The organism is Acinetobacter sp. AS5, assembly GCF_048957595.1.
In the GTDB taxonomy this organism is placed as follows: Bacteria; Pseudomonadota; Gammaproteobacteria; order Pseudomonadales; family Moraxellaceae; genus Acinetobacter.
Genome location: NZ_JARDAL010000004.1, coordinates 57,217 through 83,047 on the forward strand (window position 1 = coordinate 57,217; position 25,831 = coordinate 83,047).

General features: G+C 44.3%; 23 protein-coding genes and 1 pseudogene. 14 read left to right on the plus strand and 10 right to left on the minus strand.

Annotated elements, in window-relative coordinates; all coding sequences use genetic code 11:
• Positions 1-72: 72 nt before the first annotated feature.
• Entirely contained in the window at positions 73-282 is a 210-nt protein-coding gene (locus tag PV763_RS02710; protein ID WP_004278836.1) for a hypothetical protein, read from the plus strand.
• A gap of 33 nt (positions 283-315) precedes the next feature.
• Here the strand turns inward: PV763_RS02710 and PV763_RS02715 are convergent, their stop codons facing one another.
• On the minus strand, positions 316-762 hold the full coding sequence (locus PV763_RS02715) for a universal stress protein (RefSeq protein ID WP_253158795.1): 447 nt from the start codon (positions 760-762) through the stop codon (positions 316-318).
• Positions 763-898: 136 nt separating this feature from the next.
• The gene (locus PV763_RS02720) at positions 899-1,342 is read right to left on the minus strand and encodes a universal stress protein (protein ID WP_253158797.1); all 444 of its coding nucleotides are present in this window, start codon (positions 1,340-1,342) and stop codon (positions 899-901) included.
• Positions 1,343-1,608: 266 nt separating this feature from the next.
• Here PV763_RS02720 and PV763_RS02725 point away from each other — a divergent pair, with 266 nt between their 5' ends.
• Positions 1,609-2,595 carry an alpha/beta hydrolase gene (locus tag PV763_RS02725; protein WP_314136407.1) on the plus strand — a complete coding sequence of 329 codons (987 nt, stop codon included), beginning with the start codon at positions 1,609-1,611 and terminating at the stop codon, positions 2,593-2,595.
• Between the two features lie 87 nt (positions 2,596-2,682).
• Entirely contained in the window at positions 2,683-3,027 is a 345-nt protein-coding gene (locus tag PV763_RS02730; RefSeq protein WP_314136404.1) for an SMR family transporter, read from the plus strand.
• Between the two features lie 39 nt (positions 3,028-3,066).
• On the opposite strand, the gene PV763_RS02735 is transcribed toward PV763_RS02730, so the two are convergent.
• The 4 genes from PV763_RS02735 to PV763_RS02750 form a co-directional block, all read right to left on the minus strand.
• On the minus strand, positions 3,067-4,242 hold the full coding sequence (locus tag PV763_RS02735; RefSeq protein WP_420937315.1) for a benzoate/H(+) symporter BenE family transporter: 1,176 nt from the start codon (positions 4,240-4,242) through the stop codon (positions 3,067-3,069).
• 109 nt (positions 4,243-4,351) lie between these two features.
• The gene (leuE, locus tag PV763_RS02740) at positions 4,352-5,011 is read right to left on the minus strand and encodes a leucine efflux protein LeuE (protein WP_314136403.1); all 660 of its coding nucleotides are present in this window, start codon (positions 5,009-5,011) and stop codon (positions 4,352-4,354) included.
• Between the two features lie 75 nt (positions 5,012-5,086).
• Positions 5,087-6,064 carry a transaldolase gene (tal, locus tag PV763_RS02745; RefSeq protein ID WP_184413259.1) on the minus strand — a complete coding sequence of 326 codons (978 nt, stop codon included), beginning with the start codon at positions 6,062-6,064 and terminating at the stop codon, positions 5,087-5,089.
• Between the two features lie 89 nt (positions 6,065-6,153).
• The gene (locus PV763_RS02750; RefSeq protein WP_180037390.1) at positions 6,154-7,044 is read right to left on the minus strand and encodes a LysR family transcriptional regulator; all 891 of its coding nucleotides are present in this window, start codon (positions 7,042-7,044) and stop codon (positions 6,154-6,156) included.
• Between the two features lie 98 nt (positions 7,045-7,142).
• On the opposite strand from PV763_RS02750, the gene aceI reads away from it, so the two are divergent.
• Both aceI and PV763_RS02760 read left to right on the plus strand, forming a co-directional pair.
• Complete coding sequence (gene aceI / locus PV763_RS02755) at positions 7,143-7,580, plus strand: chlorhexidine efflux PACE transporter AceI (protein WP_247143511.1); 438 nt, start codon at positions 7,143-7,145, stop codon at positions 7,578-7,580.
• Between the two features lie 175 nt (positions 7,581-7,755).
• Positions 7,756-9,939, plus strand: a complete 2,184-nt coding sequence (locus tag PV763_RS02760; protein WP_420937312.1) for a hypothetical protein — start codon at positions 7,756-7,758, stop codon at positions 9,937-9,939.
• Between the two features lie 54 nt (positions 9,940-9,993).
• Here PV763_RS02760 and PV763_RS02765 read toward each other — a convergent pair whose 3' ends face one another.
• Positions 9,994-11,511, minus strand: a complete 1,518-nt coding sequence (locus tag PV763_RS02765; protein ID WP_420937313.1) for an acetyl-CoA C-acetyltransferase — start codon at positions 11,509-11,511, stop codon at positions 9,994-9,996.
• Between the two features lie 240 nt (positions 11,512-11,751).
• Here PV763_RS02765 and PV763_RS02770 point away from each other — a divergent pair, with 240 nt between their 5' ends.
• From PV763_RS02770 to dnaX, 5 genes are all read left to right on the plus strand, one after another.
• Positions 11,752-13,143, plus strand: coding sequence for a 3-oxoacyl-ACP reductase (locus PV763_RS02770; RefSeq protein ID WP_314136392.1), 1,392 nt, complete (start codon positions 11,752-11,754; stop codon positions 13,141-13,143).
• A gap of 165 nt (positions 13,144-13,308) precedes the next feature.
• Positions 13,309-14,163: a MaoC/PaaZ C-terminal domain-containing protein gene (locus PV763_RS02775; RefSeq protein ID WP_314136389.1), complete on the plus strand. Its 855-nt coding sequence runs from the start codon at positions 13,309-13,311 to the stop codon at positions 14,161-14,163.
• 59 nt (positions 14,164-14,222) lie between these two features.
• A complete protein-coding gene (locus PV763_RS02780; protein ID WP_314136386.1) occupies positions 14,223-15,488 on the plus strand; it encodes a serine hydrolase domain-containing protein in 1,266 nt (421 codons plus the stop codon).
• Between the two features lie 78 nt (positions 15,489-15,566).
• The gene (locus tag PV763_RS02785) at positions 15,567-16,010 is read left to right on the plus strand and encodes a copper resistance protein NlpE N-terminal domain-containing protein (protein WP_005106602.1); all 444 of its coding nucleotides are present in this window, start codon (positions 15,567-15,569) and stop codon (positions 16,008-16,010) included.
• Between the two features lie 133 nt (positions 16,011-16,143).
• Complete coding sequence (gene dnaX / locus PV763_RS02790) at positions 16,144-18,276, plus strand: DNA polymerase III subunit gamma/tau (RefSeq protein ID WP_314136383.1); 2,133 nt, start codon at positions 16,144-16,146, stop codon at positions 18,274-18,276.
• A gap of 19 nt (positions 18,277-18,295) precedes the next feature.
• Here the strand turns inward: dnaX and PV763_RS02795 are convergent, their stop codons facing one another.
• A complete protein-coding gene (locus tag PV763_RS02795) occupies positions 18,296-18,730 on the minus strand; it encodes a thioesterase family protein (RefSeq protein WP_314136380.1) in 435 nt (144 codons plus the stop codon).
• Between the two features lie 44 nt (positions 18,731-18,774).
• Positions 18,775-19,935, minus strand: a pseudogene (locus PV763_RS02800) (iron-containing alcohol dehydrogenase).
• A 120-nt stretch (positions 19,936-20,055) separates the two neighbouring features.
• Between PV763_RS02800 and PV763_RS02805 the strand changes: the two are divergent.
• The 4 genes from PV763_RS02805 to PV763_RS02820 are packed head-to-tail and all read left to right on the plus strand — an operon-like array spanning position 20,056 to position 23,790.
• A complete protein-coding gene (locus PV763_RS02805; protein WP_004645426.1) occupies positions 20,056-20,562 on the plus strand; it encodes a low molecular weight protein-tyrosine-phosphatase in 507 nt (168 codons plus the stop codon).
• 3 nt (positions 20,563-20,565) lie between these two features.
• The gene (gene murB / locus PV763_RS02810) at positions 20,566-21,606 is read left to right on the plus strand and encodes a UDP-N-acetylmuramate dehydrogenase (RefSeq protein WP_314136374.1); all 1,041 of its coding nucleotides are present in this window, start codon (positions 20,566-20,568) and stop codon (positions 21,604-21,606) included.
• A gap of 1 nt (position 21,607) precedes the next feature.
• Entirely contained in the window at positions 21,608-22,747 is a 1,140-nt protein-coding gene (locus PV763_RS02815) for a YdcF family protein (RefSeq protein WP_314136372.1), read from the plus strand.
• A complete protein-coding gene (locus tag PV763_RS02820) occupies positions 22,747-23,790 on the plus strand; it encodes an alpha/beta hydrolase (protein ID WP_314136370.1) in 1,044 nt (347 codons plus the stop codon). The genes PV763_RS02815 and PV763_RS02820 overlap by 1 nt, the downstream gene beginning before the upstream one ends.
• A 68-nt stretch (positions 23,791-23,858) precedes the next feature.
• On the opposite strand, the gene PV763_RS02825 is transcribed toward PV763_RS02820, so the two are convergent.
• A complete protein-coding gene (locus tag PV763_RS02825) occupies positions 23,859-25,529 on the minus strand; it encodes a glutamate synthase-related protein (RefSeq protein WP_420937314.1) in 1,671 nt (556 codons plus the stop codon).
• Positions 25,530-25,831: the final 302 nt, after the last annotated feature.

Genomic DNA, 25,831 nt, shown 5'->3' on the forward strand with positions numbered 1-25,831 from the left:
GAGTATTTGTTTATTAAGCTGTAAGCTAGGTAAAGGGATCTACAGATTCGCTTACTAGAGGTTGTCCAAGATATGTTAGTGAAAATTGAAGATGGTTTTTATTTAAATAGCCAGCATATTATTGCCGTACATGTCAGCAAGAATCCTGAAAATGGCTTACTTGAAATCTCCATTCAATATACGCCGCATTCCATTCAGCAGGTCGGAGAATACAAAAAAGTATTTCAAAGCCAGCTTGATGCTGAAATTTTCTTAAGTGAACTCAATCAAAAGCTCCGTTAAAAGCCTGCATCATGCAGGCTTTGATCAAGCATATTATTGTCTGACAATGAGTACTGGAATAGAGGAAAGTGCCAGAACATTCTGAGCGACACTGCCCAGCATGAGTTTTTGCAGGCCTTTACGACCATGTGAACCCATAATGATCATATCGGTCGGTGATTCATTTGCAGCCTGCATAATGCCTTCTGACGGTGCCATGCCATGCAGGATTTTTGTCGTCACCTGGACGCCATCACGAACAAAGTTCAGTTTCAGTTCATTTAAACGATCCAGTGCATTCTGTTCTGCATGCATAAAGTAGTCTGTGACTGCTGGAGCAACTTTATAAAAATCTACGCCCTTAAAGGGATCCACCGCAATCACACTGAGTAAAGTGACATGGCTATGAAATACTTTGGCCAGTTCCAGGGCATGATCTGCGGCAGCATAGGAAATCGAGGACTCATCGAGTGCTACGAGAATATGATCATAGTTATTCATGGTGATTCCTCATATTTATTATTGCAGTAATTGGGAATGTGGTTTTAGTCAGTTAATCTTCACTGCATGTTTTGTGGCTGAATTTCAGAGCTAAAGCAGCAAGTCCTGCGCATCTTGAAGATGCGCAGTGTCTGGATTATTTTTTCACGATCAGTACAGGAATTTCACTGGCACCTAAAACATCCTGTGCAAAGCTGCCCAGAATCATTTTCTGGAAACCTTTACGGCCATGCGAGCCCATGACAATCAGGTCGGCTTTTACTTCAGCAGCAGTTTCAGCAATATGTTCTGCATTGACCAAACCTGTAACAATGCGGGATTGCGCTTCAATACCTTCAGTGGCTGCGATGGCAGTCGCTTCTTTCAAAGCCTTTTTGGCGTTGGCATGTGCCTCGATAAAATATTCCTTCATGATGGAGGAGCTGTAATAGAAATCCGCTTCAGTAAAAGGATCTTCTGCAATCAGGCTGATCAGAGAAAGCTGACTACCGAATGCCTTGGCAATTTTGGCAGCATGTCGTACTGCAGAAAAGGAGATTTCTGAACCGTCCACTGGGACTAAAATATGTTGATAAGCCATGGCTTTTCTCCGCAAGTTGTCTGATTTATAGGCTTGGTTTATTGATAGCACAGTGCTGTAGCAGGTGCAATTGCAAAAAAGCGGTAAAATTGAAAAAACTTATTAAATTACAAATATTTTTCATGTAAATATCATCAAAAAAACAGAGCGAAAAACTCGGAATTACTGTTTTCATGATCAAAAATAACAGGATGAATAATCCTCGTTTACATAAGGATGGTTTAAACTGCCGTAGCCTGTTTCGGGATCATACATAGGGGACTGTCTTGAGGTTTTTTACTATTTATCTTTTACTGATAGGTTCAGTCGTCCTCTCTGGCTGTCAGACGGCGCAAAACAGTAAAGTGATTGCCAGTGCTTTTAATCTGACCACAGGCTTGCAGCAAAAAGTGATGGATCGCTATGCGCCGGGTGCTGTGATTGTGCAGCAAAATATTGCTTATGCCCCGCAGCAGAAATTATCTCTGGATCTTTATCAACCGCAGAATATTGCCAGTATTGGCCTACGAACGACCATTGTCTGGATTCATGGTGGAGGCTGGATTTCAGGTTCCAAAGAACATGCCAGAGGTTATTTCAAGCTGCTGGCTGCCCAAGGCTATAACGTAGTATCCGTGCAATATCAGTTTGCACCGCAAGCCACCTATCCAAGCCAGTTACACCAGATCAATCAGGCACTTGAATTTCTAAATCGCTATGCGGCAAGCTACCAAATCGATACCCAGAATTTATATCTGGCCGGGGATTCTGCGGGCGCCAATCTCGCCAGCCATTATGCTGCTCTTTTAACGAATTCTGCATTTGCCAAACAATCCGGTATTCAGCCACATCTGCAACCTGAGCAGCTTAAAGGTCTGATTCTGCATTGTGGTATTTATGATCTGGAAGCGTTTGCCCATACTGCACCGAATGAAATGAAGATTATCGAATGGGGAGTCTTTAACCTGATTCAGGCCTATACCGGTGAACGTAAACATGATGCTGAATTTTTAAAGCAGATTTCTCCGATTCAACACATTACGCCGTCTTATCCACCGGTTTTTATCAGTGGCGGCAATAAAGACTTTCTCACCGATACCCAGTCTTTACCTTTTGTAAACGCATTAAAGTCGCAGCAGGTTCCGGTGACTGAAATCTTCTATCCAGAATCCAAGGCCTGGCTCATTCATGAATATCAGTTTTTTATGGGTAAAGAGGAAAGTCAGCAAACTTTTGTCAAAACGCTGGATTTTTTACATCAGCTTTCGCCTTAACGACGAAATTGTGCAATATGAATCGCTCATACCTGATTTTTCAATCATCCTGACAGTAATCATTGAACAATATTTTGGAGTTTAAAAATGAATCCTGTCTCTTGGGCCTATGTATTGTTAGGGCTGGCGATTATTGCCGAAGTAACTGGATCGACATTTTTAGTGAAGTCTGAAGGTTTTACCCGGTTATGGCCATCTCTGGCCGTGGTCGTTTTATTCTGTATGGCATTTTATTTGCTGTCTCAGGTGATTAAGGTGATTCCTCTCGGCATTGCCTATGCAATTTGGGCGGGTGTTGGCATCATTTTGACCGCCATTGTGGGCTATGTGATCTTTAAGCAGGCACTTGATTTGCCTGCTTTCATTGGGATCGCGCTGATCATTTCCGGTGTGGTGGTGATTAACCTATTTTCCCAAACTGCAGGACATTAAAAAGGCAGACAAAGTAGCTGCCTCATTTCTACAATAAGCTTATGCCACTTGCGGTTTCAGCTTAAACAGCAAATAAACCATCAAACCCAGTAGCAGTCCCCAAAAAGCGGAGCCAATACCAAAAAACTGGATATTAGAGGCGCTAAACAAGAACGTCATCAGTGCAGCTTCACGGTCATGACTGTCCTGAAAAGCCAGTGCGATATTGTGGCCAATGGTGCCAAACAGGGCAATTCCCGCTAAGACTGTAATCAGAATCCCCGGAAAAACCATTAGTACACTGGTCAAGGTCGCAGCGAAGAAGCCCATCAGAATATAAAACAGGCCGCAGCTCATACCGGCAATATAACGTTTGGCCGGATCAGGATGGGCTTGAGCATCCAGGCTGACTGCTGCACTGATTGCGGCAAGATTGACACTAAAACAGCCAAATGGTGCCAACATCGTCTGTGTAATACCCGTCCAGCCTAGAATAGAATTTACTTTCGGGGGATAACCATAACTTTTGATGACGGCCAAGCCAGGCAGGTATTGCGATACCAGATTAATCACCATTAACGGTAAGGCTAATCCTAAAACAGCCTGCAAACTAAATTCAGGTGTAATCCATACCGGCTGGGCAATACTCCAGTTCAGCTGTGGAATAGTAAAATTAATAAAGAACGGACAAAGGGCAATAGCCATTAACACGGTAATCACGATGCTATACCGCGTACTCAGTTTTTTGGAAACCAGATAAATCGCCAGTACACAAAGCACAAATTCCCATGACTGTTGCAAACTACCAAACACAGAGATACCAAATTTCAGCAAGACACCTGCCAGCATGGCACTGGTCAAACTTTGTGGAATAAACTGGAAAATTCGCTCGAAAATTCCAAAAAATCCTAGACAAGCGATCAGAATGCCAGAAATCAGAAAAGCGCCAATTGCTTCCCCCAGACTATAGTGACCGGCAGAAGCAATGACCAGCGCCAGACCGGCAGTCGACCAGGCGGTTGAAATCGGATAGCGATATTTCCAGGAAAGCAGAAACCCGGAAACTCCAATGCCGATACCCAGTGCCCACAACCAGGAACTGATCTGTGCCTGATTGGCACCCAGGCTTTGCGCAGCTTCAATAACCAGTACGGCAGAAACACTGATACCAATCATGCAGGTAATAAAACCGGCCATGATGGCGGGAAAGGAGAGATCTTGTAAAAGTTTTGGCATCATCCATGACACTATTTTTAAATGCGTTTAAATCATACGCTTTTCACGTATCAACACAATGTTTTTAACAATTTTATCCAGAGGTCTGCTGGCTTGAAGCCGGTCATTGCTAGAAAGTTGAAGTCGCCAGTTTAAGGCCAAAACCGCAAAACAGGATCCCAACCGCCGCGACACAGCTGGCAGTCACTTTATAGTTCTGATTGAAATAGGAGGCCAGTTTTACACCAGAAAAAATCAGGATCGACAGATAGGTCATACTGATCAATTGCAAGATTACAGCCAGAAGCGTGAATGTCAGGGCTGGATAAGGATAGGCAGGATCGACAAACTGCACAAAAAAAGACAGATAAAACAGAATCGCTTTGGGATTTAAAATACTGATTGTGAGCGCTGTACGAAAGGGCTGAACAGATTCTACCATATCTGGAGTCGTCTTTTTAATCTGGACGCGTTGTGATGACTTTTCCGGAAAGAAAGTCTGGTAGGCCGCAATGATTAGCTTGATACCCAAGTAACTGAGATAGATTGCTCCGATAATTTTCAGGGCAATAAACAGTACCGGAAAGGCATGTAGGAGAGAGGCCGCACCCAGTGCTGTACATATAATCAGGAGCAGATCACCGGTATAAACCCCCAAGGCACCCATATATCCCGTCTTAATCCCAAAGCGCGAAGCAATCGACATGACATACAGGGAGTTCGGCCCAGGCAGTAACACAATCAATGTGGTTCCAATGATAAAGGTCGTTAGATCTGTGATACCAAACACGAAAAACTCGCATGAACAAAAAAGCCGATGCGGCATTATAGCAACATCGGCCTGGAGAAATTTGCTAAATTTTCTTTAAATCTCAGTGGTACTCAGGAAAGTTTCACGTAATAAAGCAGCCAGTTGCTCACGGGCTTTAATGAAACCGTCAATGCCGCCTTGCAATAATTCACTGGCCATCGGATCCTGTTTCAGTTGTGCTTCAAAATCGGCAGGGCTGATTGGGCTGAGTTCACCTTGAACTTTAATATCTTTGGCTGAGAGTTGGGCCTGCACTTCACGCTGATCATTTTCCAGTTCGGCCAGCAGGTTTGGTGCTACCGTGAGCAGGTCACAGCCGCTCAAGCCTAGAACCTGATCAATACTGCGGAAGCTGGCACCCATGATTTCAGTCTGAATACCATGCGCTTTATAAAATTCATAAATACGCTTAACCGAAAGTACACCCGGATCTTTTTCAATCGGGTAAGACTCAACGCCTTCAGCTTTTTTGTACCAGTCCAGAATACGGCCGACAAAAGGCGAGATTAATGTTACTTTGGCATCAGCACAGGCATGGGCCTGATGTTGACCAAACAATAAAGTCAGATTGGTATGAATGCCTTGTTCTTCCAGTGCTTTTGCTGCCTGAATGCCTTCCCAGGTAGACGCGATCTTGATCAGGATGCGGTCTGAATCAATTCCATATTGCGCATAAAGTGCCAGCAACTCTTTGGCTTTGGCAATCGTGGCTTCAGTATTAAAAGACAGGGAAGCATCGACTTCTGTTGAAACACGGCCTTCAATGAGTTTTAAGATTTCTACACCGAATTTGACCGTCAAAATATCAATCGTACGTTCAATCAGGGCGTCATCTGTATAGCCTTCTTGCTGGGCTTGCTGAAAAGCAGCTTCAATCAAGGCCTGATTTTCAGGTTGTTTCGCTGCTGCAGTAATCAGCGATGGATTGGTGGTTGCATCAAGCGGACGAAATTTTTCAATGGCACTCAAATCACTGCTGTCTGCCACAATGGTCGTCAAGTTTTTTAATTGGTTTAATGCAGTTAATGTCATTACGATCTAGTTCTATGGTTATTGCTTATGCTTTCTTATATATCATAAATGGCCGGTTTACCAAGTAGACTGTCGTTGAATTTCTGTGATTAATGCCCGGTTTTACGTTGTTTGCGCAAGTGATTAATCAAAAAATGAGCAGCTGTGCCTAATCGGGTTTCTCTGCTCCAGACCAGATCAACAAAATATTCAAACTTTGGGGTGAAATCGAGCAGGTTGAGAACCTGTAACTGATCTTGCAAATGTGGCTGCTCATTCAGCATTTCGAGTGGCAGAACCCCCCAGCCCAGTCCTTGCTGAATCATGCTGCAAGCCGAGTGATGGTTGTCGGTGCGCCAGTAATTTCGTGAAAAGAGTAGTTCCGGCTTGATGGTGCGATCCCGACTGGCCACCACAATCTGCCTATTTTGCAAAATCTGTTCATAACTGACTTGATCGAACTGACTTAGGGGATGCTGTTTGGCGACTACAGCCACCAGTACCTCACGTTTCAATTCCACAAACTGTTCCCGTGTTTCCAGTTGTTCGCGTTCAAACATCAAGGCTAGCTGCGCTGAACCTTCAAACAGCATACGATGTGCATCTTCCTGAGGTGCACTGAATACATTGACTTGCAGTGCAGGAAATTCCTGTTCTAGCAACACAATATAATCGGTCCAGCGCGTATGCAGCAATTCTGAGACCACTACGATATTCAGTTCAGATTCCAAGCCTGAACTTAAGGCTTGAGCATGCTGTTTCCACTGGTTCATTTCTACCAGTAGCTGCTGGGTTTTTTCATACAATACCTGCGCCTGTGCGGTCGGTTTTGGTTCACGGCCTACACGCTGAAACAGTTCCAGATTTAAATCAATTTCCAGATTGGCAATGGCCATACTGACTGCTGAAGGCACTTTACCCAGTTGACGGGCAGCCGCAGAGAAAGAACCGGTTTCCATTACGGTTTTAAACATCAGCAGCTGTTCTTGATTAACATTCATAATTTTATCTTACATTTTTATTGATAGATTCTAACTCGAATAGTCAGATTTAAAGAAATAAAATTCTTGCATCATGTAATGAATTGAGCTGATTTGATATGTTAATTTCTAAAAGAAGATTGATTCATGCTGCCTTATATGAAGGCATTCTGCTGGTCGTGATCGCTGTCCTGCTAAGTACATTGATGCATATGCCGCTTGGGGTCACTGGTGCACTTGGGATTGCTATGGCCGTGACTTCAGTACTCTGGAACATGCTGTTTAATCATTATTTTGAAAAGTTTGAAGCGAAACATTGCCTGAAAAGAACCATTAAAGTGCGAATTGCTCATGCAATTGGCTTTGAAGGTGGTTTGATGCTGGCGACCATTCCGATGGTGGCTTATGCCTTACACATGAGTCTGGCTCAGGCCTTTCTGCTGGATTTGGCTTTAACACTCTGTATTCTGGTGTATACCTTTATTTTTCAGTGGATTTATGATCATCTAGAAGCCAGACTGGGGCTACAGCCGGATTATCGGAAAATCTCATCATAAAATACGTCATAAAAAATCCCACACAGTTCAGACTCCCTTTTCAGAATGCGAAAGGTGAAATATTCAGCGATGAGGACTTGATCAAGTCCTCATTTTTTATGCTCGAACCTAGCTGAAAATTAAGCTATAAGACTTTGATTTTTTATTTTAATTTTTAAATTTATTGGGGAATTCAATGCTATTTAGACGCGCGATCTTATCAGTGTCCATCGTGTTGCTGATGTCTGGTTGTGGGGGGGGAGGAGGTGATAGCAGTACGTCACAGCAGACGCTTCCGGATCTCGTAATTTCACCAGGTTCGGGTGAGCAACTGAGCAAAATTGCGGAATTTAAGGTTCTGGATGTGGGTTCAGAATTAACAGCAGGAAATTTTGGTCTGAAAACCTGGAATCCCACCGCCATGGTGGTAAATGGCGATGTCCTTTATATTGCCAATAGTCAGGCCGAATCGAATATTTTACGTTATGACTTAAAACAAAAACGTGCACTCAGTGCGATTGATCCTATGAAAATTTCGGGTCTGGCCAAAAAATGGGACAGTCTGAATGATCTGGAAATTCATGCAGGGCGTTTATATGTGGCCAACTATGGCTCAAACCGAATTGATATTCTAGATATTAGTGATGAACAGCCGAGCTTCATTATGGCACTCGGTACAGGTGTATGGTGGGGCGATGCGCTTAATTATGCGCTGGTACATAGCAATGCGGTGACTGCCGATGACCGTTACGTGTATGTGCCTGATATTGAAGGCCGGATCAATGTCTGGCGTCAAAGTGATGTGACAGCGCAAAATCATTTAAAGGCCCGAAAATTTGCACGGCTCAGCTTGCCGGGCTGTGCACGCAACTGTAATGCACGTATGGAGGTCATGAGCGACTATCTGTATACCAGCCTGCCTGATGGTATGACCTATGTCCACGATATCAATCAGATTCAGGAAAATGGAAATAATATTGCACCCATTTTAACAGAAACCAATTTGTCGGCAGTCATGCATCGCCATAACGATGGCCTGGTCTATGTGTCACGGAATGATGGCACTGTAGAAAGTTATAAGGAAAAATCCTTTAACTTGGAGTCTATCTTACCCAATAAAAGTGTGGATACCTTCCGAGACTATATTTTAAAAGGGCAAAACCAGAGCAGCCGAATAGCTAAAGCCAGCGATCTTTATATTTATGGTCAGAATCTATTACACATGGCCAATCAGAAAATTTATATTCTGCCAATGCTGACCCTGCACCAGAATAAATCGACTCAACTCAGTCCATCTGTGATATTGACCGAATCTCAGGCACGCGAGAGAAACCGTGTTTTGCAGGATGGTGAATCATGGGAAATCTTGACTAATAGCAGCCAGCGTCATGTTTATATGAACCAGATTTTATCGGCAACTCTAAATGGCAACCACCTGCATGTGCAAAGTTACAGTGCTGTGCCTGTACGTGATTTGCAGATTCGTGCCAAGATTAAAAACTCAGAAGACTGGGTGATTCTGGCTAAGCTGGATCAGTTGACGCCATTTTCGAAGGCAAATTTTGATCTCAAGTTAACCGATCAATCCCGTTTCCCGTTGCTTGATGGCACAGGCTCGATCCAGCTGGCAGGTCTGAGTCAGACCACGCAAAATCCAAGCAATGTTTTTGATCTGAAAATTAGCTCTGAGACTGATGAGCACGTTAAAAAGCTGAACCAGATTAAAGCCAAATGGAAAATTTATTTCGGTACCTATGATGAGTCAAATAAATGGTGTCGTATTACGCCGGTCTATGCCCGGGAATGGGTCATGATGATGACTAATCTGGCCTATATGCTCAGTACTCCAGAATTTGAAACCTTATGGTTTAACCATAAAGCGGTCATGGGACACGACTTTTTTGGCAATGATGGTCAGGTAGAAGGGCCGAATGGTTTCTTTCAGCCAGAAGATTATCTCCGGATCTATCGGGAAATTCTTAACTGCAATGAAATTAATCTTGGCATTACCAATATGGGTGGTGGTCTAGGTGGTGGAGCAGTATTAGGAGTAGATACCTGGTTATTCTATGGCCATTACAGATTATCTGGTTATCGAATTATTGCACATGAATTTGGTCATCATTGGGGCGGGCATAATAGTGCCTGGGCCATGTCGAATTATGGCTTTGAAGCTATGGTCGATGGGTTAAACTTCTATTTCCAGCGCCGTCCAAGCTCAATTCCTTATATGGACCCAAATGTGAATGCTTTCCACCTAACACCCGACAGCGCGCTTTGTCAGGGTGTGAACCAGAATATGGTGAAAGGTGTGGCATCGACTGCACCGTGGAACAAAGTGGATGAATATTTTAAAAATAACCCGATGCCAAATCCCTAAAATATAAAAAAAGTCCCTCATTTGAGGGGCTTTTTAATTGGATCGGTCAATAGATTATTTTTCAATAATCGCCGTTACACCTTGACCACCGGCTGCACAGATCGATACCAGTACGCGACCTGAACCTTTCTGGTTAATCAGTTTTGCTGCTGTCGCAATGATACGACCGCCAGTTGCTGCAAACGGGTGACCGGCAGCAAGTGAAGAGCCTTTTACGTTCAATTTTGCACGGTCAATTGAACCTAATGGTGCATCCAGACCTAAACGCTCTTTACAGAATTTCGGATCTTCCCAAGCTTTCAGCGTAGACAATACTTGAGATGCAAAAGCTTCATGAATTTCATAATAGTCGAAGTCTTGCAGTTTCAGACCTGCACGTTCCAGCATACGCGGCACGGCATAAGCAGGCGCCATCAACAGGCCTTCTTTTTTCTCGACAAAATCAACTGCGGCAGTTTCCTGGAAAGTCAGGTAAGCCAATACTTCATGACCATTTGCCTTCGCCCATTCTTCAGAAGCGAGCAGTACACAAGAAGCACCATCTGTCAGTGGCGTAGAGTTACCTGCTGTCATGGTACGTGCATCACCTTTACCAAAAGCAGGTTTAAGTTTTGCCAGCTTCTCAACTGAAGAGTCTGGGCGCAGGTTGTTATCACGCTTAAGACCCAGGAATGGCGTGATCAGGTCATCAAAGAAACCTTCTTCGTATGCTGCAGCCATTTTCTGGTGTGAAGATGCAGCTAGCTCATCTTGCGCTTCACGGGAAATACCCCATTCCAGTGTGGTAATTGCCTGATGATCACCCATAGACATGCCTGTACGTGGCTCGCCATTTTTTGGCGCATCCATCAGGTCTTTCACATTGATTTTGGTCAGTGCTTTTAGGCGGTCTTTCGCCGTTTTCGCAATGTTTAGCTCAAGCAATGCTTTACGTAAGCCATCACCAAAAGCAATTGGTGCATCAGAGGTCGTATCTACACCACCTGCAATCCCGACTTCGATTTGACCTAAAGCAATCTTGTTGGCAACCAGAAATGCCGCTTGCAAACCAGTACCACATGCCTGCTGAATGTCATAAGCAGGCGTTTCAGGTGCAAGGGCAGTGTTCAATACACATTCACGGGTCATATTGAAATCACGGCTGTGTTTCAGGACTGCACCCGCAACAACTTCACCTAAGCGTTGACCTTGAAGATTAAAGCGTTCAACCAGACCATTTAAGGTTGCTGTAAACATATCCGTATTGGATGCCGTAAAGTAAGCACCATTAGAACGTGCAAAAGGAATGCGGTTACCACCGATAATCGCAACGCGGCGAACTGTATTTTGGCTCATGTTGGGTTCCTGTAGAACAGAAGTTTGTGTTGTAGAGGTTGAATCTTTTTCGGATGAAGTCGTATTTTTGGCACGGGCAGTCGTGCTGCGTGTACGTGTGGTTTTAGTCGGGCTTTTTGCTGTGCCAGTGGCTGTATCAGTATTTTTAGTGCTACGCTTAACCCGCGTTGATGGTTTTGACACAGTTTCTGTCGCAGAGTTCTCGACTGCTGGATTTTCTTGAGTTGTTTTGCTCATAAGGCTTTACCAGGCAAATAGATCGTCTTCTTGGTGCTTACATTAGCATAGAAGAAGATAGGCTGTATTGACTACAATGACATTACAGACTGCGCTCAGGTCAAGTCATCTGCCTATTATCTCAAGTATGATTGGGCGGAATCTGGTAGATCTATTGAAATATAAGTGTCTGGCATCATATTGAAGTTTAAGGATAACTTTAGATCAACCAAAAATTAATTTGTATGAGAGATAATAAACATGACTGATCAGTACCAAACTTTTGCAAAATCTCCTATTGGTAAATTTGTCATTAAAAATTTGGGTCTGCCATCCCCAACTTCATTAGATCGTTTTGAGTCAGCTACGCCAGTGGTTAAAGGCGCAGTATTATTGGGTGCAGCCCCAGCAAGTGCATTAACGGGTGCGATTGCTCAGGTTCTGGCAAATATTCATGCCAACAGCTATGCGGGCAATAATTCTGAGTTACAACAGGCAGCAGCAACCTCCGGGCTGAATCTGGGTGCATTTAACCCGGGCGATAAAGAATCAAAATTTAAGGTCGTTATTTTTGATGCTTCAGGGATCGAAAATTCAGAACAGTTAAAATCACTATATGATTTCTTTAACCCGGTGGCGCGTCAGATTCAGAGTTCTGGCCGTATTGTGATTGTGGGGACTACACCTGAAACCGCGAAATCAGTTAGCCAGGCGATTGCCCAACGTGCGTTGGAAGGTTTTGCTAAATCCGTTGCGAAAGAATTCAAGAAAGGGATTGCAGCGAACCTGATCTATGTTGATGCAGGTGCTGAAGCCAATCTTGAGTCAGCATTGCGTTTTGCGATTTCTCCGCGTTCTGCGTATGTCTCTGGTCAGGTGATCCGTGTTTCACCAGCTGAAAAAGTAGACGTAGACTGGACCAAGCCATTAGCGGGTAAAACTGCGGTTGTGACAGGTGCAAGCCGTGGTATTGGTGAAGCGATTGCCCATGTATTGGCCCGTGATGGTGCACATGTCATCTGTCTGGATGTTCCACAACAGCAGGCTGACCTTGATCGTGTAGCTAGTGAGATCGGCGGTTCTACCTTGGCTATTGATATTACAGCTGCAGATGCAGGTGAGAAGATCAAGGCAGCGGCAGCTGAGCATGGCGGTCTGGATATTATTGTACATAATGCCGGAATTACTCGTGACAAGACCTTGGCCAATATGAAGCCTGAGCTGTGGGATCTGGTGATTAATATCAACCTGTCGGCAATTGAACGTGTGAATGATTATTTAATCTCCAACAATGGTCTAAATGCCAATGGCCGTATTATCTGTGTATCCTCAATTTCAGGAATTGCAGGTAACCTGGGTCAGACTAACTATGCAGCATCTAAAGCCGGGGTGATAGGTGTAGTAAAATTCACAGCACCGACATTAAAAAATGGTATAACCATTAATGCCGTTGCACCGGGCTTTATCGAGACTCAGATGACAGCTGCGATTCCATTTGCGATCCGTGAAGCGGGCCGCCGTATGAATTCGATGAGTCAGGGCGGTCTACCTGTCGATGTTGCAGAAACGATTGCAATGTTTGCTGCTACTGCATCAACAGGTTTAAATGGCAACGTGGTACGTGTATGTGGTCAAAGTCTGTTAGGGGCTTAATAGAATTCCCCTAAATCCCCCTTTATGAAAGGGGGACTACTCCTCCCTTTAATAAAGGGAGGTTGGGAGGGATTAAAAATATAAAAGGACAGTTTGAAACTTGCTCCTCATCCTCTCTATCCATTAGAGGGAACTTGATAAAGATAAATATTTTAAAGGTTCAGTATGAATACGCGCCATTTTAGTCAACTTCCAAAACCTTATTTAGCCTATCCAAAAGTGATTCAAGGCTTGATTTTTAAAAAGCCGAAAGCTGAAAAAGTTCTACCGCAAGTTGAATATGTGGTGGATTCATTCAAGGTCGATCAGAAACATCTGAAAGCCTATAACGACGTTTGTGGTTTTAAAAATAATGGTTATATTCCAGCAATCTATCTGACGGTACTTTCACAAAGTCTGCAAATGCACATGATGACTTCAGAAGCATTTCCGTTTCCGATTTTGGGTTTGGTACATATCCGTAACCAAGTGAAGCAATACCGTAAAGTCGGTGTGAATGAAACTTTGACCCTGTCATGTAAATTTGGCGAATTGCAGTCGCACGATAAAGGCGTTCAGTTTGATTTCATTACTACAGTCAAAGTGGGAGGTGAGGTCGTAGTTGAAGCATTGACGACTTATCTGTCACGTCAAAAGACCAATGCTAAAGCTGCTGCTAAACCTGTAGAAAGTAAGGCATCAGAATTTAAGCTGAATAATGAATGGAACATCTCGGAAAATACTGGTCGTCGTTATGCTATGACTTCAGGTGATTTTAACCTGATCCATATTCATGCAGTCACAGCGAAAGCCTTTGGCTTTAAAAAGGCAATTGCACATGGCATGTGGAGCAAGGCCAAAGCACTGGCGAATCTGTCATTGCCAGATGCTTATGAAGCTGATGTCTGGTTCAAGTTGCCGATGTACTTGCCATCTAAAGTTGAGTTCCTGACCGCACAGGCAGCGAATGATACAGATTTCCTGATTCGAAACAGTAAAAATCAAAAACCGCATGTCAGTGGTCATATCAAAGCGATTTAAATCTGAATCAAAAGCCTAAATCTGATTTAGGCTTTTGCATTTTAAGGGATCAAGATTCTATGGATAGAATGATGCAGCCAATTAAAGATTATCTGTTTGCTGATCAGCATAATTATCAGGGCAATGTCGATGAGCATTTTAGCGATCTTGCCCGTCAGTTTAGCCGTTTGCAGGATGCACGTACCGAACAGGGTGGTGCCGCACTGGTGGTATATTTTGAGGGACAAAAGGTCGTCGATATTTATACCGGTAAAAAGTCTGTCACTGAAAACTGGCAGCCCGATACCATGTCGCTGTGTTATTCTACAGGCAAAGGTGTACTGGCGACTTTGGCGCACATTCTGGTGAGTCAGGGATTTTTGGATTATGATCGACCGGTTGCAGAATACTGGCCTGAATTTGCGCAGAAGGGTAAAGAAAATATTACTCTGGCGCATATGCTGAGTCATCAAAGCGGATTGTTTGATATCCGTAATATCATTGATGATGCCACTGAAATGGCGGACTGGTCACAGATGCTGGACCGGATTGCGGCGGCTGAACCACGATTTCAGGTTGCTACAGATGCCGCTTATCAACCGCTGACTTTTGGCTGGCAGGTGGGTGGGGCATTAGAAAAAGCGACTGGTAAAAAACTGGGTGCACTGATGCAGGAATATCTGGTTCAACCATTACAATTAAATGGTGCTTATTTTAGCGTACCGACGAATGAGTTAGCTCGGGTGGCTTTACCCATTTCAAAGCCTAAAGTAGCCAAGTCTCAAGCACAGCCTGTGAAAAAAAATATGCAAAGAAAACCCAACCTGATGGAACGAGCCTTAGTATGGAGTGGTCAGAGTCCACAGGATTTTCAGGATGCAATGATTCCCAAAGGCATGAAGAAATTTAGTTTCTTTAGTGAAAAGGGTCTAAAAGCCATTATCCCATCTGCTAATGGTGTCTTTACCGCAGAGAGTCTGGCAAAAATCTATGCCATGCTGGCCAGTCATGGTGAATGGCAAGGTCAGCAACTGATTTCGCCTGAGGTGTTCCAGCGACTGAGTCAGGTGCAGTACAAAACACGCGATCGGATCATGCTTTTACCGATGCACTGGCGCTTGGGTTATCACCGTGTTCTCACTTTAGGAAAAGCCTCTAAAGGTTTTGGTCATATGGGGTTTAATGGCTCTGGTGCCTGGTGCGATCCTGAGCGCGGTTTGAGTTTTGCCTATACGCATAATTTCCCGACAGGTTCATTAACTGGAGATTACCGTCTTTGGGGCCTGACGCAAGAAACCTTGCGCTGTGCGGATGCGGTACTGACCGGTCGCAAAGGCTGGCGCTAAATATCCCTGATTTGGGAGTTTAGCCCGTTAGCTAAATATGTTATTTTGTCGCGCAGTCCATGGCTGTGGTGTGAAGTAATGAAAAAAGTGCTGGTGATTCCTCTGGTCGCAAGCAGTGCGTTGTTCGGATGTCAGGAGCCGAATCAGCCGGCTGCAAAAACGGTGATGGAAGCCAAAGCTCAGATTCCTGCCTGGGTTGGGAGTTATCAGGGCACGACGCCATGTATGGGATGTTTTTCAAGTTGTGAAGACTGTCCAGGCATGGCAGTGGCCTTGACCTTGAATGAAGATCAGACCTTTACTTTACAGCGTGAAAGTTTAAGTGGACATAATAAAATTGAAACGATGAGTGGGCAGATTCGGTTTCAGGATGAATCACAACAAAAGATTGAACTGCTGAATGTCGATACCCGAAATCTGCTCTATGTCGATCTGAAAAAGCATGTTCTGGAAATTCGTGAAGATCAAACAGGCAAACGCTACCAGATGCAAAGTGACTTTATCTTGTTTGAATCCGTCTAATTTTAAAAAAGCATTTGTTTTATATCCCTTTTTCAATGAGTTTGATTAAGGGATTTTTATTCTTTATAAACCGGCATTCATTTCACTATTTCATAAAAAAACAGTATGCTTAGACCTGTAAAAAGGAGCATACATGTATCAAGTACTTGCGCGAAAATACCGTCCTCGTAATTTCAATGAATTGGTGGGGCAAAACCATGTATCACGTGCTTTAACCAGCGCGCTCGAACGTGGCCGTTTGCATCATGCCTATTTGTTTACGGGAACACGTGGTGTCGGAAAAACCACGATTGCACGTATTTTGGCGAAGTGCCTGAACTGTGAAACCGGTATTACTTCGACTCCTTGCGAGGTGTGCCCGACCTGTAACGCAGTCAATGAAGGCCGCTTTATTGATTTAATCGAAATCGATGCGGCGTCACGCACCAAGGTGGAAGATACCCGTGAGTTGCTCGACAATGTGCCTTATGCACCGACTCAAGGTCGCTTTAAAGTCTACCTGATCGATGAAGTGCACATGCTCTCCACGCATTCTTTCAATGCGCTGTTAAAGACGCTGGAAGAACCGCCAGAACATGTCAAATTCTTGTTTGCAACCACCGATCCGCAAAAACTACCCATTACCGTAATTTCTCGCTGTCTGCAATTTACTTTGCGTCCATTGGCAGTCGATGAAATTACTGAACATCTAGGCCATATTCTTAGCAAAGAAAGCATTCAGTCTGATCAGGATGCCATCTGGCAGATTGCTGAATCTGCACAAGGTTCTCTGCGTGATGCCTTGTCGTTGACCGATCAGGCGATTGCCTATGGTCAGGGAGGGATTCAGCATCAGGATGTCAAAGACATGCTGGGTCTGATTGACCGCACTATTATTTATGACCTGATTCTGGCGATTCACCAGAACCAGAAAGCACGTGTTAGCGAGTTATTATTGCAGTTCCGCCAGCAGGCTCTGGATGTATCGTTGGTGCTCGACCAGCTGATTTCGACATTGCATGAACTGGCTTTATTGCAGTACCTGCCAGATCTGAGCCTGAAATACAGTGCAGAGATCAATCAAAAGATCATGCAATTATCGGCTATAATTTCAGCACAAGACCTGCAACTCTATTATCAGATTGCCTGTAAGGGGCGTGCCGATTTACAGCTTGCAGTTACGCAGGAACAAGGTTTTGAGATGACGGTGCTACGTTTATTGGCTTTCTGTCCCTTACAGCCAAGCGAAATTCCGGTGATGCAGGAGACTGCACCGCAACAGGCAGCCACTCATACAACACGCCTACAGCAGCCCGTTCAGACACAACTTCAATCTGAGTCCGTAGAAACACAATCATTTGAAGCGGAGCCTGTATTTGATGATTTTTCTCTGGACGATGAGACAGATGAGGAGATTGATGTCGCATCAGCGTCTGAACCTTCTTCGGATGATTTTTTGGATGAAGACGAGCCAACCAGCATCACTGAGCCTGAATCTGTCCAGCCCGTAGTAATTCAGACCACCATTGAAGAAGTGCAGTCTAGTGATCAAATTATTTTTGATCCAAATGATGACAAAGGCTTATTTGGTTTTGATGAAATCGAGAGTACGCCAGAAGCACCTGCTACCAGCAACAGTTCGGATGATTTGCTGCTTGAAGAGTTTATTCCTGCAGATGCTGTCATCCCTACCGAGCCAGCACAAGACAGTATGTCTGCTGATGAGGAATTTAGTCTTGCTGCACCGGAATTGGAACTTTCACAGGATTCGATTGCTCAGCCTGCTCTTGAAAATACAGTTCCGGTTCAGCCAGTTGCACAGACAGCTTTGCTGGAAGATATTTCCCAAGATGTAAATACGCAGAATCTGATGCCACAGGATATTTTAAAAATACCTGAGCAAACCTTAGAAGGCGAGTGGAGCGTAGAAAAATGGGAATACTGGTTCCGTAACAGCCAGCTTTCTCCAGCGGTACAGGAACTGGCACAGTATGGTGTCATGAGCGGCCAGATTAATGGTGAATCTGTTTTCCATATTCCTGAGCAGTACCAGCAGTTGTTGACCCAATTACAACATAATCTGGAAGCTGCCTTACAACAGCAATGGCCGCAAACCAATTTCCAAGTGAAATTTGAAAATGTGGACCAGCTCACGCCGTATACCATGCAGCATCAGCGTAAGGCGCGTGCTTTTAAACGTGCCGAAGAATTGTTGCATGCTGAACCGGCAGTACGCGATCTGTTACAGCAATTTGATGGTGAACTGCAAAATATTCAGCTGAAATAGGCAGGAAATATGCAGGGCTTTAAGGCGTAACAAATCGAGATAAAGCATCCCGCATTTCGACTGGAATCGGGGTGCTTTTTCGTGTCTCACGATCGACAAATACATGAACAAAATTGCCCTGTGCAGCCGCTGTATCTGAATTGCGTTTAAAAATGGCCAGATCATAGCTGAGCGATGAGCTTCCCAGGCTTTCAATGGCCACGCCAACTTCAATAATTTCCGGATAAGACAGTTCCTGATTAAACTGACAGTTGGAGCTGACCACCAGTCCAATCATCGGGGAATATTTCGGATCAAAATCGGCTTCCTGAATCAGCAAGGCATTGGCTGCGGTATCAAAATAACTGTAATAGGTCACATTGTTGACATGACCATATAAATCATTGTCTGCCCAGCGGGTTTGAATGGGTAAGAAAAATGTATAGTGTTCGCGTTGCTTGATCGTGGCTTTCATCAGTATTCAGTCCTCAGCTAGACAAGGCTTAGGTGGAAATTGGTCTAGGCATAGATCGCCTGATAAATCTGATAAGCATCCTCCACCTTGAGTTCACGTGGATTATTCTGTAACAGCCGGCTTTGTTGCATCGCATCTTCTGCCATGACCTGCAGCATATGTTCCGGAACATTCAACTAATTTAGTTTTAGAGTCAAACCGCTTTGCAGCAGATGATTATTAAAATGATCAATAAACAGATCGGTCAGACCATCATGACAACCTTTACTGTAAGGATCCAACCAGGTCATCAATTCCGCATAGAGCTGTTTGGCCGCTGGCGCATTAAACTTTAATACTTCAGTTAGAACCAGCGCATTGCTATGCCCATGCGACAGATGAAAATGTCCACCCAATGGATAAGCCAGCGCATGTACGGCGGCGACCGGTGCGTTGGCAAAGGCTTGTCCGGCGAGCATGGAACCGACCAGCATATTTTGACGGGCCTCTAAATCATAACCGTCTTGCAGCACGCGCTGCAGATTGGCATTCAGTAATCTTAAAGCCTGTTTGGCCAGCATATCCGAATAAGGATTTTTCTTGTGTTTTGAGGTATAAGCTTCAATGGCATGTACCATGGCATCAATGCCGGTGGCGGCAGTGATCTGTGCCGGAAGATTTTGGGTAAAGGTTGCATCCAGAATGGCAATATCTGCATAGAGAATGGGCGCGACAATGCCAGTTTTGGTCGTTTCACCTGTGGTGACAATCGAAATCGGCGTCACTTCCGAACCTGTTCCAGCGGTGGTCGGTACCAGAATTAAAGCTAAACGCGGTCCGGTAGCATTATCAACGCCATACAGATCGGACAGTGTCTGATGCTGCTCGGGATGCGCCAAAATTGCAATGAGTTTGGCCACATCCATCGAGCTGCCACCACCAAAGCCCAGCACCACATCAATATTTTCCTGTTTTGCAAAAGCCGCCGCTTCAAGCACCACTGTATCGGGCGGATCGGCCTGAACATCCGAGTAAATCACGTACTCCAGCCCGGCAGATTCAATAATATCAAGAAGCGGCAGATGTAATTGCTGCTTCAGCATCCCCGGGTCAGTCACTAGCAGAAGACGTTGATAACGGCCATTTTTTAGAATTTTAAATAATTCCTGAATCGTGCCTAGTCCGGCAATGATATTGGGGACGGTTTGAAACTGAAAACGATTCATGGCGATATCCTTGATTTTTTTATTGCAAATACGAGATTATTCTATGGTTGTAAGATAGGAATCAGTATATAAATAACTTAACATAAGAATCCTTAAAATAAAGTAGCTCTGAGGTTGTTTATGTCATCCAGAACGCCATACAAGGTGTTATGTGTTTGTTTGGGAAATATTTGCCGCTCTCCCACGGCAGAAGTTGTACTCAGACATTATTGTGATGAACAGCAACTGAACATTGTGGTCGATTCTGCCGGAACCAGTAATTATCATCCGGGCAAGGCACCGGACTTGCGTAGCCAAAAGCATGCGCTGAAACGTGGCTATGACCTTTCAGCACTTCGCGCACGTCAACTCATTCCACACGATTTTATTGATTATGATCTGATTCTGGCGATGGATCTGGAGAATTTATCCAATATCCAGAACATACAGCGTCTGGCAGAAACTCAGTTTGGTCATGTACGTGCACGTGTGGCATTGATGAGTGAACATGATCAGACCTATCCGAAACAGGCTTTACCCGATCCCTATTATGGCGAAGCGGATGGCTTTGAGCGGGTGCTTGATCAGTGTGAGTCCAGCAGCCAGGCCTGGATTGAAATTTTTAAACAGAATTTACATAAGGTTTAAGCGATGCAGATTCAAACTCAGGTTCAACTTAAACCTTTTAATACCTTAAATTTAGAAGCAGTTGCTTCACATTATGCTCAGATTCAATCAACCGCTGATCTACTGGCTGCACTGGATTTTGCTGAACAGCAGCAACTCAATGTGCTGATCCTGTCAGGCGGCAGTAATATGTTGTTGCCGGAGCAGATTGATGCGCTGGTTCTGCATATGGATATTCAAGGCATTGAAATGCTGGATGCTGATGATCACTCGCAGCGCTTACGTGTAGGCGGTGGTCAAGGCTGGCATGACTTTGTGCTCTGGACTACAGCACAAGATCTGCATGGTTTACAAAATCTGGCCCTGATTCCTGGACGTGTCGGTGCTTCTCCAGTACAGAATATTGGCGCTTATGGCGTCGAAGTCGGAGAATTCATCGATTCTGTTGAGGTCTATGACCGACAATTGAAACAGTTTGCTTCGATTCAGGCAGCAGATTGTCAGTTTGCCTACCGGCATAGTATTTTTAAAGATGATCCCAATCGTTATGTGATTACCCATGTGACTTTTAGATTACTTAAACAGCCAGATTTGAAACTGAATTACGGTGACCTGAAGACTGCGGTCGGTGATCAGCTCACAGCAGAAAACTTGCAGCAACAGGTCATTCAGATTCGTCAGAGCAAATTACCTGATCCGCAAGAATTTCCCAACGTGGGTAGCTTCTTTAAAAATCCAGTGGTTGATCAGGTGGTCTTTGACCAAATTGCTGTATCTTTCCCGAATTTACCCCATTACCAACAAGCCAATGCTCAAGTTAAACTAGCAGCGGGCTGGCTGATTGATCAGGCGGGCTGGAAGGGTAAACAGTTGGGGCCTGTCGGCATGTTTCACAAACAGGCATTGGTCTTGGTGAATTATGGTCAAGCCTCTCTCACCGATGTTCGTAAAACGTATCGTGGGGTACAGCAATCAGTTTGGGAAAAATTTAGTCTGATGCTGGAACCTGAACCTGTATTGTTCGATAAAAATGGTTTGATCCGTTCTCATCAGGTCGAGGAATAACATGAAAAACACCCATTGGATAGTACGTTTGCTACAAATTGTCACTGGACTGTTTGTGCTATGCGGCTGTCTATTGGTGTTGGTTTATACGCCTTTTTACTCAAAAATGATCGTCAAGGGCTTAAACCAGTTTGTCTCCTTAGAGCTAAATGAAGTCGCGGCCCAAAGCCAGAAAATGGCAGCATTGAGCGAGCATGAAAATCTGGAACCTGGCTCTGATTTGTGGATTGCCCGTCAGGCGTATTTAAAGGTCATGGAACAGGATATTCAGCAAAATAATTCTGCCAACCTCATGCTGATTCAGGCACGTTATAAAGCACTGCAGCAGGTAATTGAAGATTATCAGCGCGAGCAACAAGATCAAAAAGCAGAGCAAAGTCCGCCCGCTCAGGTACCGTTATTGTCCTCACAGGAAGATGCAGAACCAGTCGATCCGACAGCCAATGTCCGGGAATTGCTGGAGTGGGACAGTAGTGAAAACAAGGAACGTATTGAGCAATATATGGAGTTTCTGACGACGCATCCGCTGGAACAAGGCGAAGCCAGTTCGGTACAGGAAACTGATGGAGAGGAAATCCAGCAGGACTTAGCTTTATTACAAGAGCAACAGCAGGCTAAACCCGCGAATCGCTCTCAGCCTTATGCCATTGTGGTATTGGGTGGTGGCTTAACTCTAGATGAGCAGGGTAAAGAAATTGTCGTCAATAACTATACGAGACTACGTCTGGAAACCACGCTGGCAGTAGAAAAACATTATCAGTTGCCGATTGTTCTGAGTGGAGTCGAAGCACCATATATGCAGCGCTGGTTAAAAAATCATGGTGTCGATGCCAAATTACTGGAAGATCGCAGCATGAACACTTGTGAAAATACACGATTCAGTTCATTACTATTACAAAAGAAAGGTGGAGCGCCTACAGTGATTCTGATTACGGATCGTTATCATATGCCGCGTACCCGCCGTTTATTTGCTTTAAATGGCATACAAACCATTCCGGTAGAAGCGCCGATGCCAACGCCATTGACACGGTGGCGTCCAAGTGCACAAAATTATGATCACAGTCGTCGTGCCAATTATGAAATGTTGGCGACCATGCGCGATATGTGGTTTGGATCCAGTGACTGTCGGGAGGTGCCATAATGTCTGATATCCCATTTTTAAATCCCACCATTCTGAAACAGCTGGATTTACCCATTCCGAGTCGGGATGTTACGCCTCAACTCTTGCCACCTTTAAACCTGAATCGTAGTGATGAACCGCCGATTGATCTGCAGTCCTATCGCAAGCTTTATGGTTTTGATTTGCTGGATTGCAAACACTGGCAGGGCTATGTACAGATGCCTTTATTCAAGTTGCATGTACAGGTGTTTGAACCGAATCTGGAAAATACCCGCTTTAACAAGATTCAGGGAACTGCTTTTCTGCTACATGGTTATCTGGAACATAGCGGCATTTATCAGCCTATTGTCAAAGAGCTTTTGGAACAGGGTTTTAGCGTATTGACCTATGACCTGCCCGGACATGGCCTGAGTGATGGTTCACCTGCCAGCATTCAGAATTTTGATCATTATCAGCAGGTTTTGCATGCCGTACATCGTTATGTGCAACATGCTTCACAATTACCCAAACCTTGGGTTGGCATCGGGCAAAGTACCGGGGGTGCGATCTGGATGCACCATTTACTGGAGTTTGCGGAACGTCGCGAAAATCCTTTTGTTGAGCGGGTCTTGCTATTATCACCATTGATTCGTCCCGCCAAAACTGCTTGGTGGCATAATTCGGTCGGATTGGGCATTATTAGCCGAATCAAACGTGAAGTTCCCCGACATTTCAGACGCAATAACCATAATCCGGAGTTTTTGCGTTTTATCCGGCTTAAAGATCCATTACAACCGCGAATGATGGGTATGGACTGGATTTTGGCGATGTCACGCTGGATGCTGGAAATGGAAGCGCGTCCGGCTTGTCGTATTCCAGTCTGGCTGGCACAGGGTGCACAGGATCAGACTGTGGACTGGCGTTATAATATCGAATTTATCCGGCGTAAATTCCGGCTCCAGACTTTGCTTATGCTAGAAGAGGGTTCGCATCAGTTAATCAATGAGCGTGCTGATATTCGTGCTGCATTGACGGGTTTGATTCCTGCCTTTCTGCATGCACACGGCAGCAAAACTTATTATTAATAGATTGAAAATTTAATATTTAAAAAGGCGTTTATGAAAACGCCTTTTTTAGTTCTAATGCTATTGATTTAAAATTTTTCTAATTGGGCCAAATTCCACATCCGGAAGTAGAAGTTCTCCTCATCCTTATTTTCACAGGATAATAATTCGCCTTCTTTCAACCAGAAATGAATCTGCGCAAAGTTCTTTATTTCGTGATTATTCACACGTTGTGCCAGATGATGCGCCTTAATGGCTGAAGGGTGTTTCAGACCAGCGGAAGCAATCAGTTCAGACAGGGCATGTAAAGTGTTTTTATGAAAATGAAATACCCGTTCTGCCTTGGTCGGCACATGTAAGGCTTTCTGGCGATCTTTATCCTGGGTCGTGACCCCAACCGGACATTGATTGGTATGACAGCTTTGAGCCTGAATACAGCCCACTGCAAACATAAAACCACGGGCGGAATTCACCCAATCCGCACCAATGGCAAGCGTACTGGCAATATCGAATGCACTAATAATTTTACCACTTGCACCAATTTTGATCTTATCTCTCAATCCTGCACCAACCAGGGTATTGTGTACAAACAGCAAACCTTCTCTTAAAGGGGCGCCAACATAGTCAATTAATTCAATGGGTGCAGCACCGGTTCCACCTTCAGAGCCATCAACCACAATAAAATCTGGGTAGATCTGGGTATGTAACATGGCTTTGACCATGCTCATAAACTGCCACGGTTGACCCAGACACAGCTTAAATCCGACCGGTTTTCCGTTGGAAAGTTCACGTAATTTTTTTATGAAATGCATCATTTCAATCGGCGTACTAAATGCTGGATGACTCGAAGGTGAAACACAATCATGATCACGGTTGATGCCTCGAATTTGGGCAATTTCTTCCGAAATTTTACTTTTAGGTAATATACCGCCGTGGCCAGGTTTTGCGCCTTGCGAAAGCTTGATTTCAATCATCTTCACTTGAGGTAATTGGGCTTGTGCAGCAAAACGTTCCGGATCAAACTGCCCATCTAAAGTACGGCAGCCAAAATAACCGCTGCCAATTTCCCAGACCAGATCGCCGCCATATTCCAGGTGGTAGGGACTGATACTGCCTTCTCCAGTATCATGGAAAAAATCACCTTTTTTAGCACCGAGATTAAGTGCCCGTATCGCATTGGCACTCATGCTTCCAAAGCTCATGGCTGAAATATTTAAAATAGAAGCTGAAAAGGGCTGGGTACATTGCTCATTTCCAATCAGGATACGAAAAGTCTGCGGATCGGCAACTTTGCAGGGCGTGATGGAATGACTAACAAAACGGTAATTATCTTCATAGACATTCAGGATCGAGCCGAAAGGTTTATCAGAATTTTCATTTTTTGCCCGCTGATACACCAGACTGCGCTGCATACGGGAAAAAGGCAGTGCGTCCCGGTCGGCTTCAATAAAATACTGACGAATCTCGGGACGGAATTCCTCAAAGATAAAGCGGAAATGTCCCATAATGGGATAATTTTTCAGAATGGAATGCTTATTTTGTAGTATATCATACAAACCCAGCAAACTCAGCAGAATGCTCAGGATCCACAGGGTATTCACTAACGTTTGCGGCATAAAATAATAGATATAACGCGGCGAATAACCGATATGAAATGTAGTAAAAATCACTGCAATCACAATGCAGGCAAACCAGACCGAATGGCGGGAAAAGAAAGTATTGAGCAGCTTGTGACGTACTAATTGAGCAGGGTTAGCCATTGTAAAATTAAGTCCCTATTTCTACTTCTATAGGGCTTTATGATGTGCAGAGCGAGGTATCTTATACAAGCAGAGAATTGTTATTCGATTTTATCCACTTGCCGAAAATGCTATTAAGCCGGGCAATAAATCAGCAGCGATTATATAGATAAATTTTTCGAAAAAAGTACTATAGAAAAAATCTGCAAAAGACATGCATTCTATTTATTTCACAAGTAAGGCAGATGACTTTATAGTCGGTTTATTCACTACGTAGGAGTCTTAAACCATGACCAAAAAATCCATTCGCTTTAATAATGCTG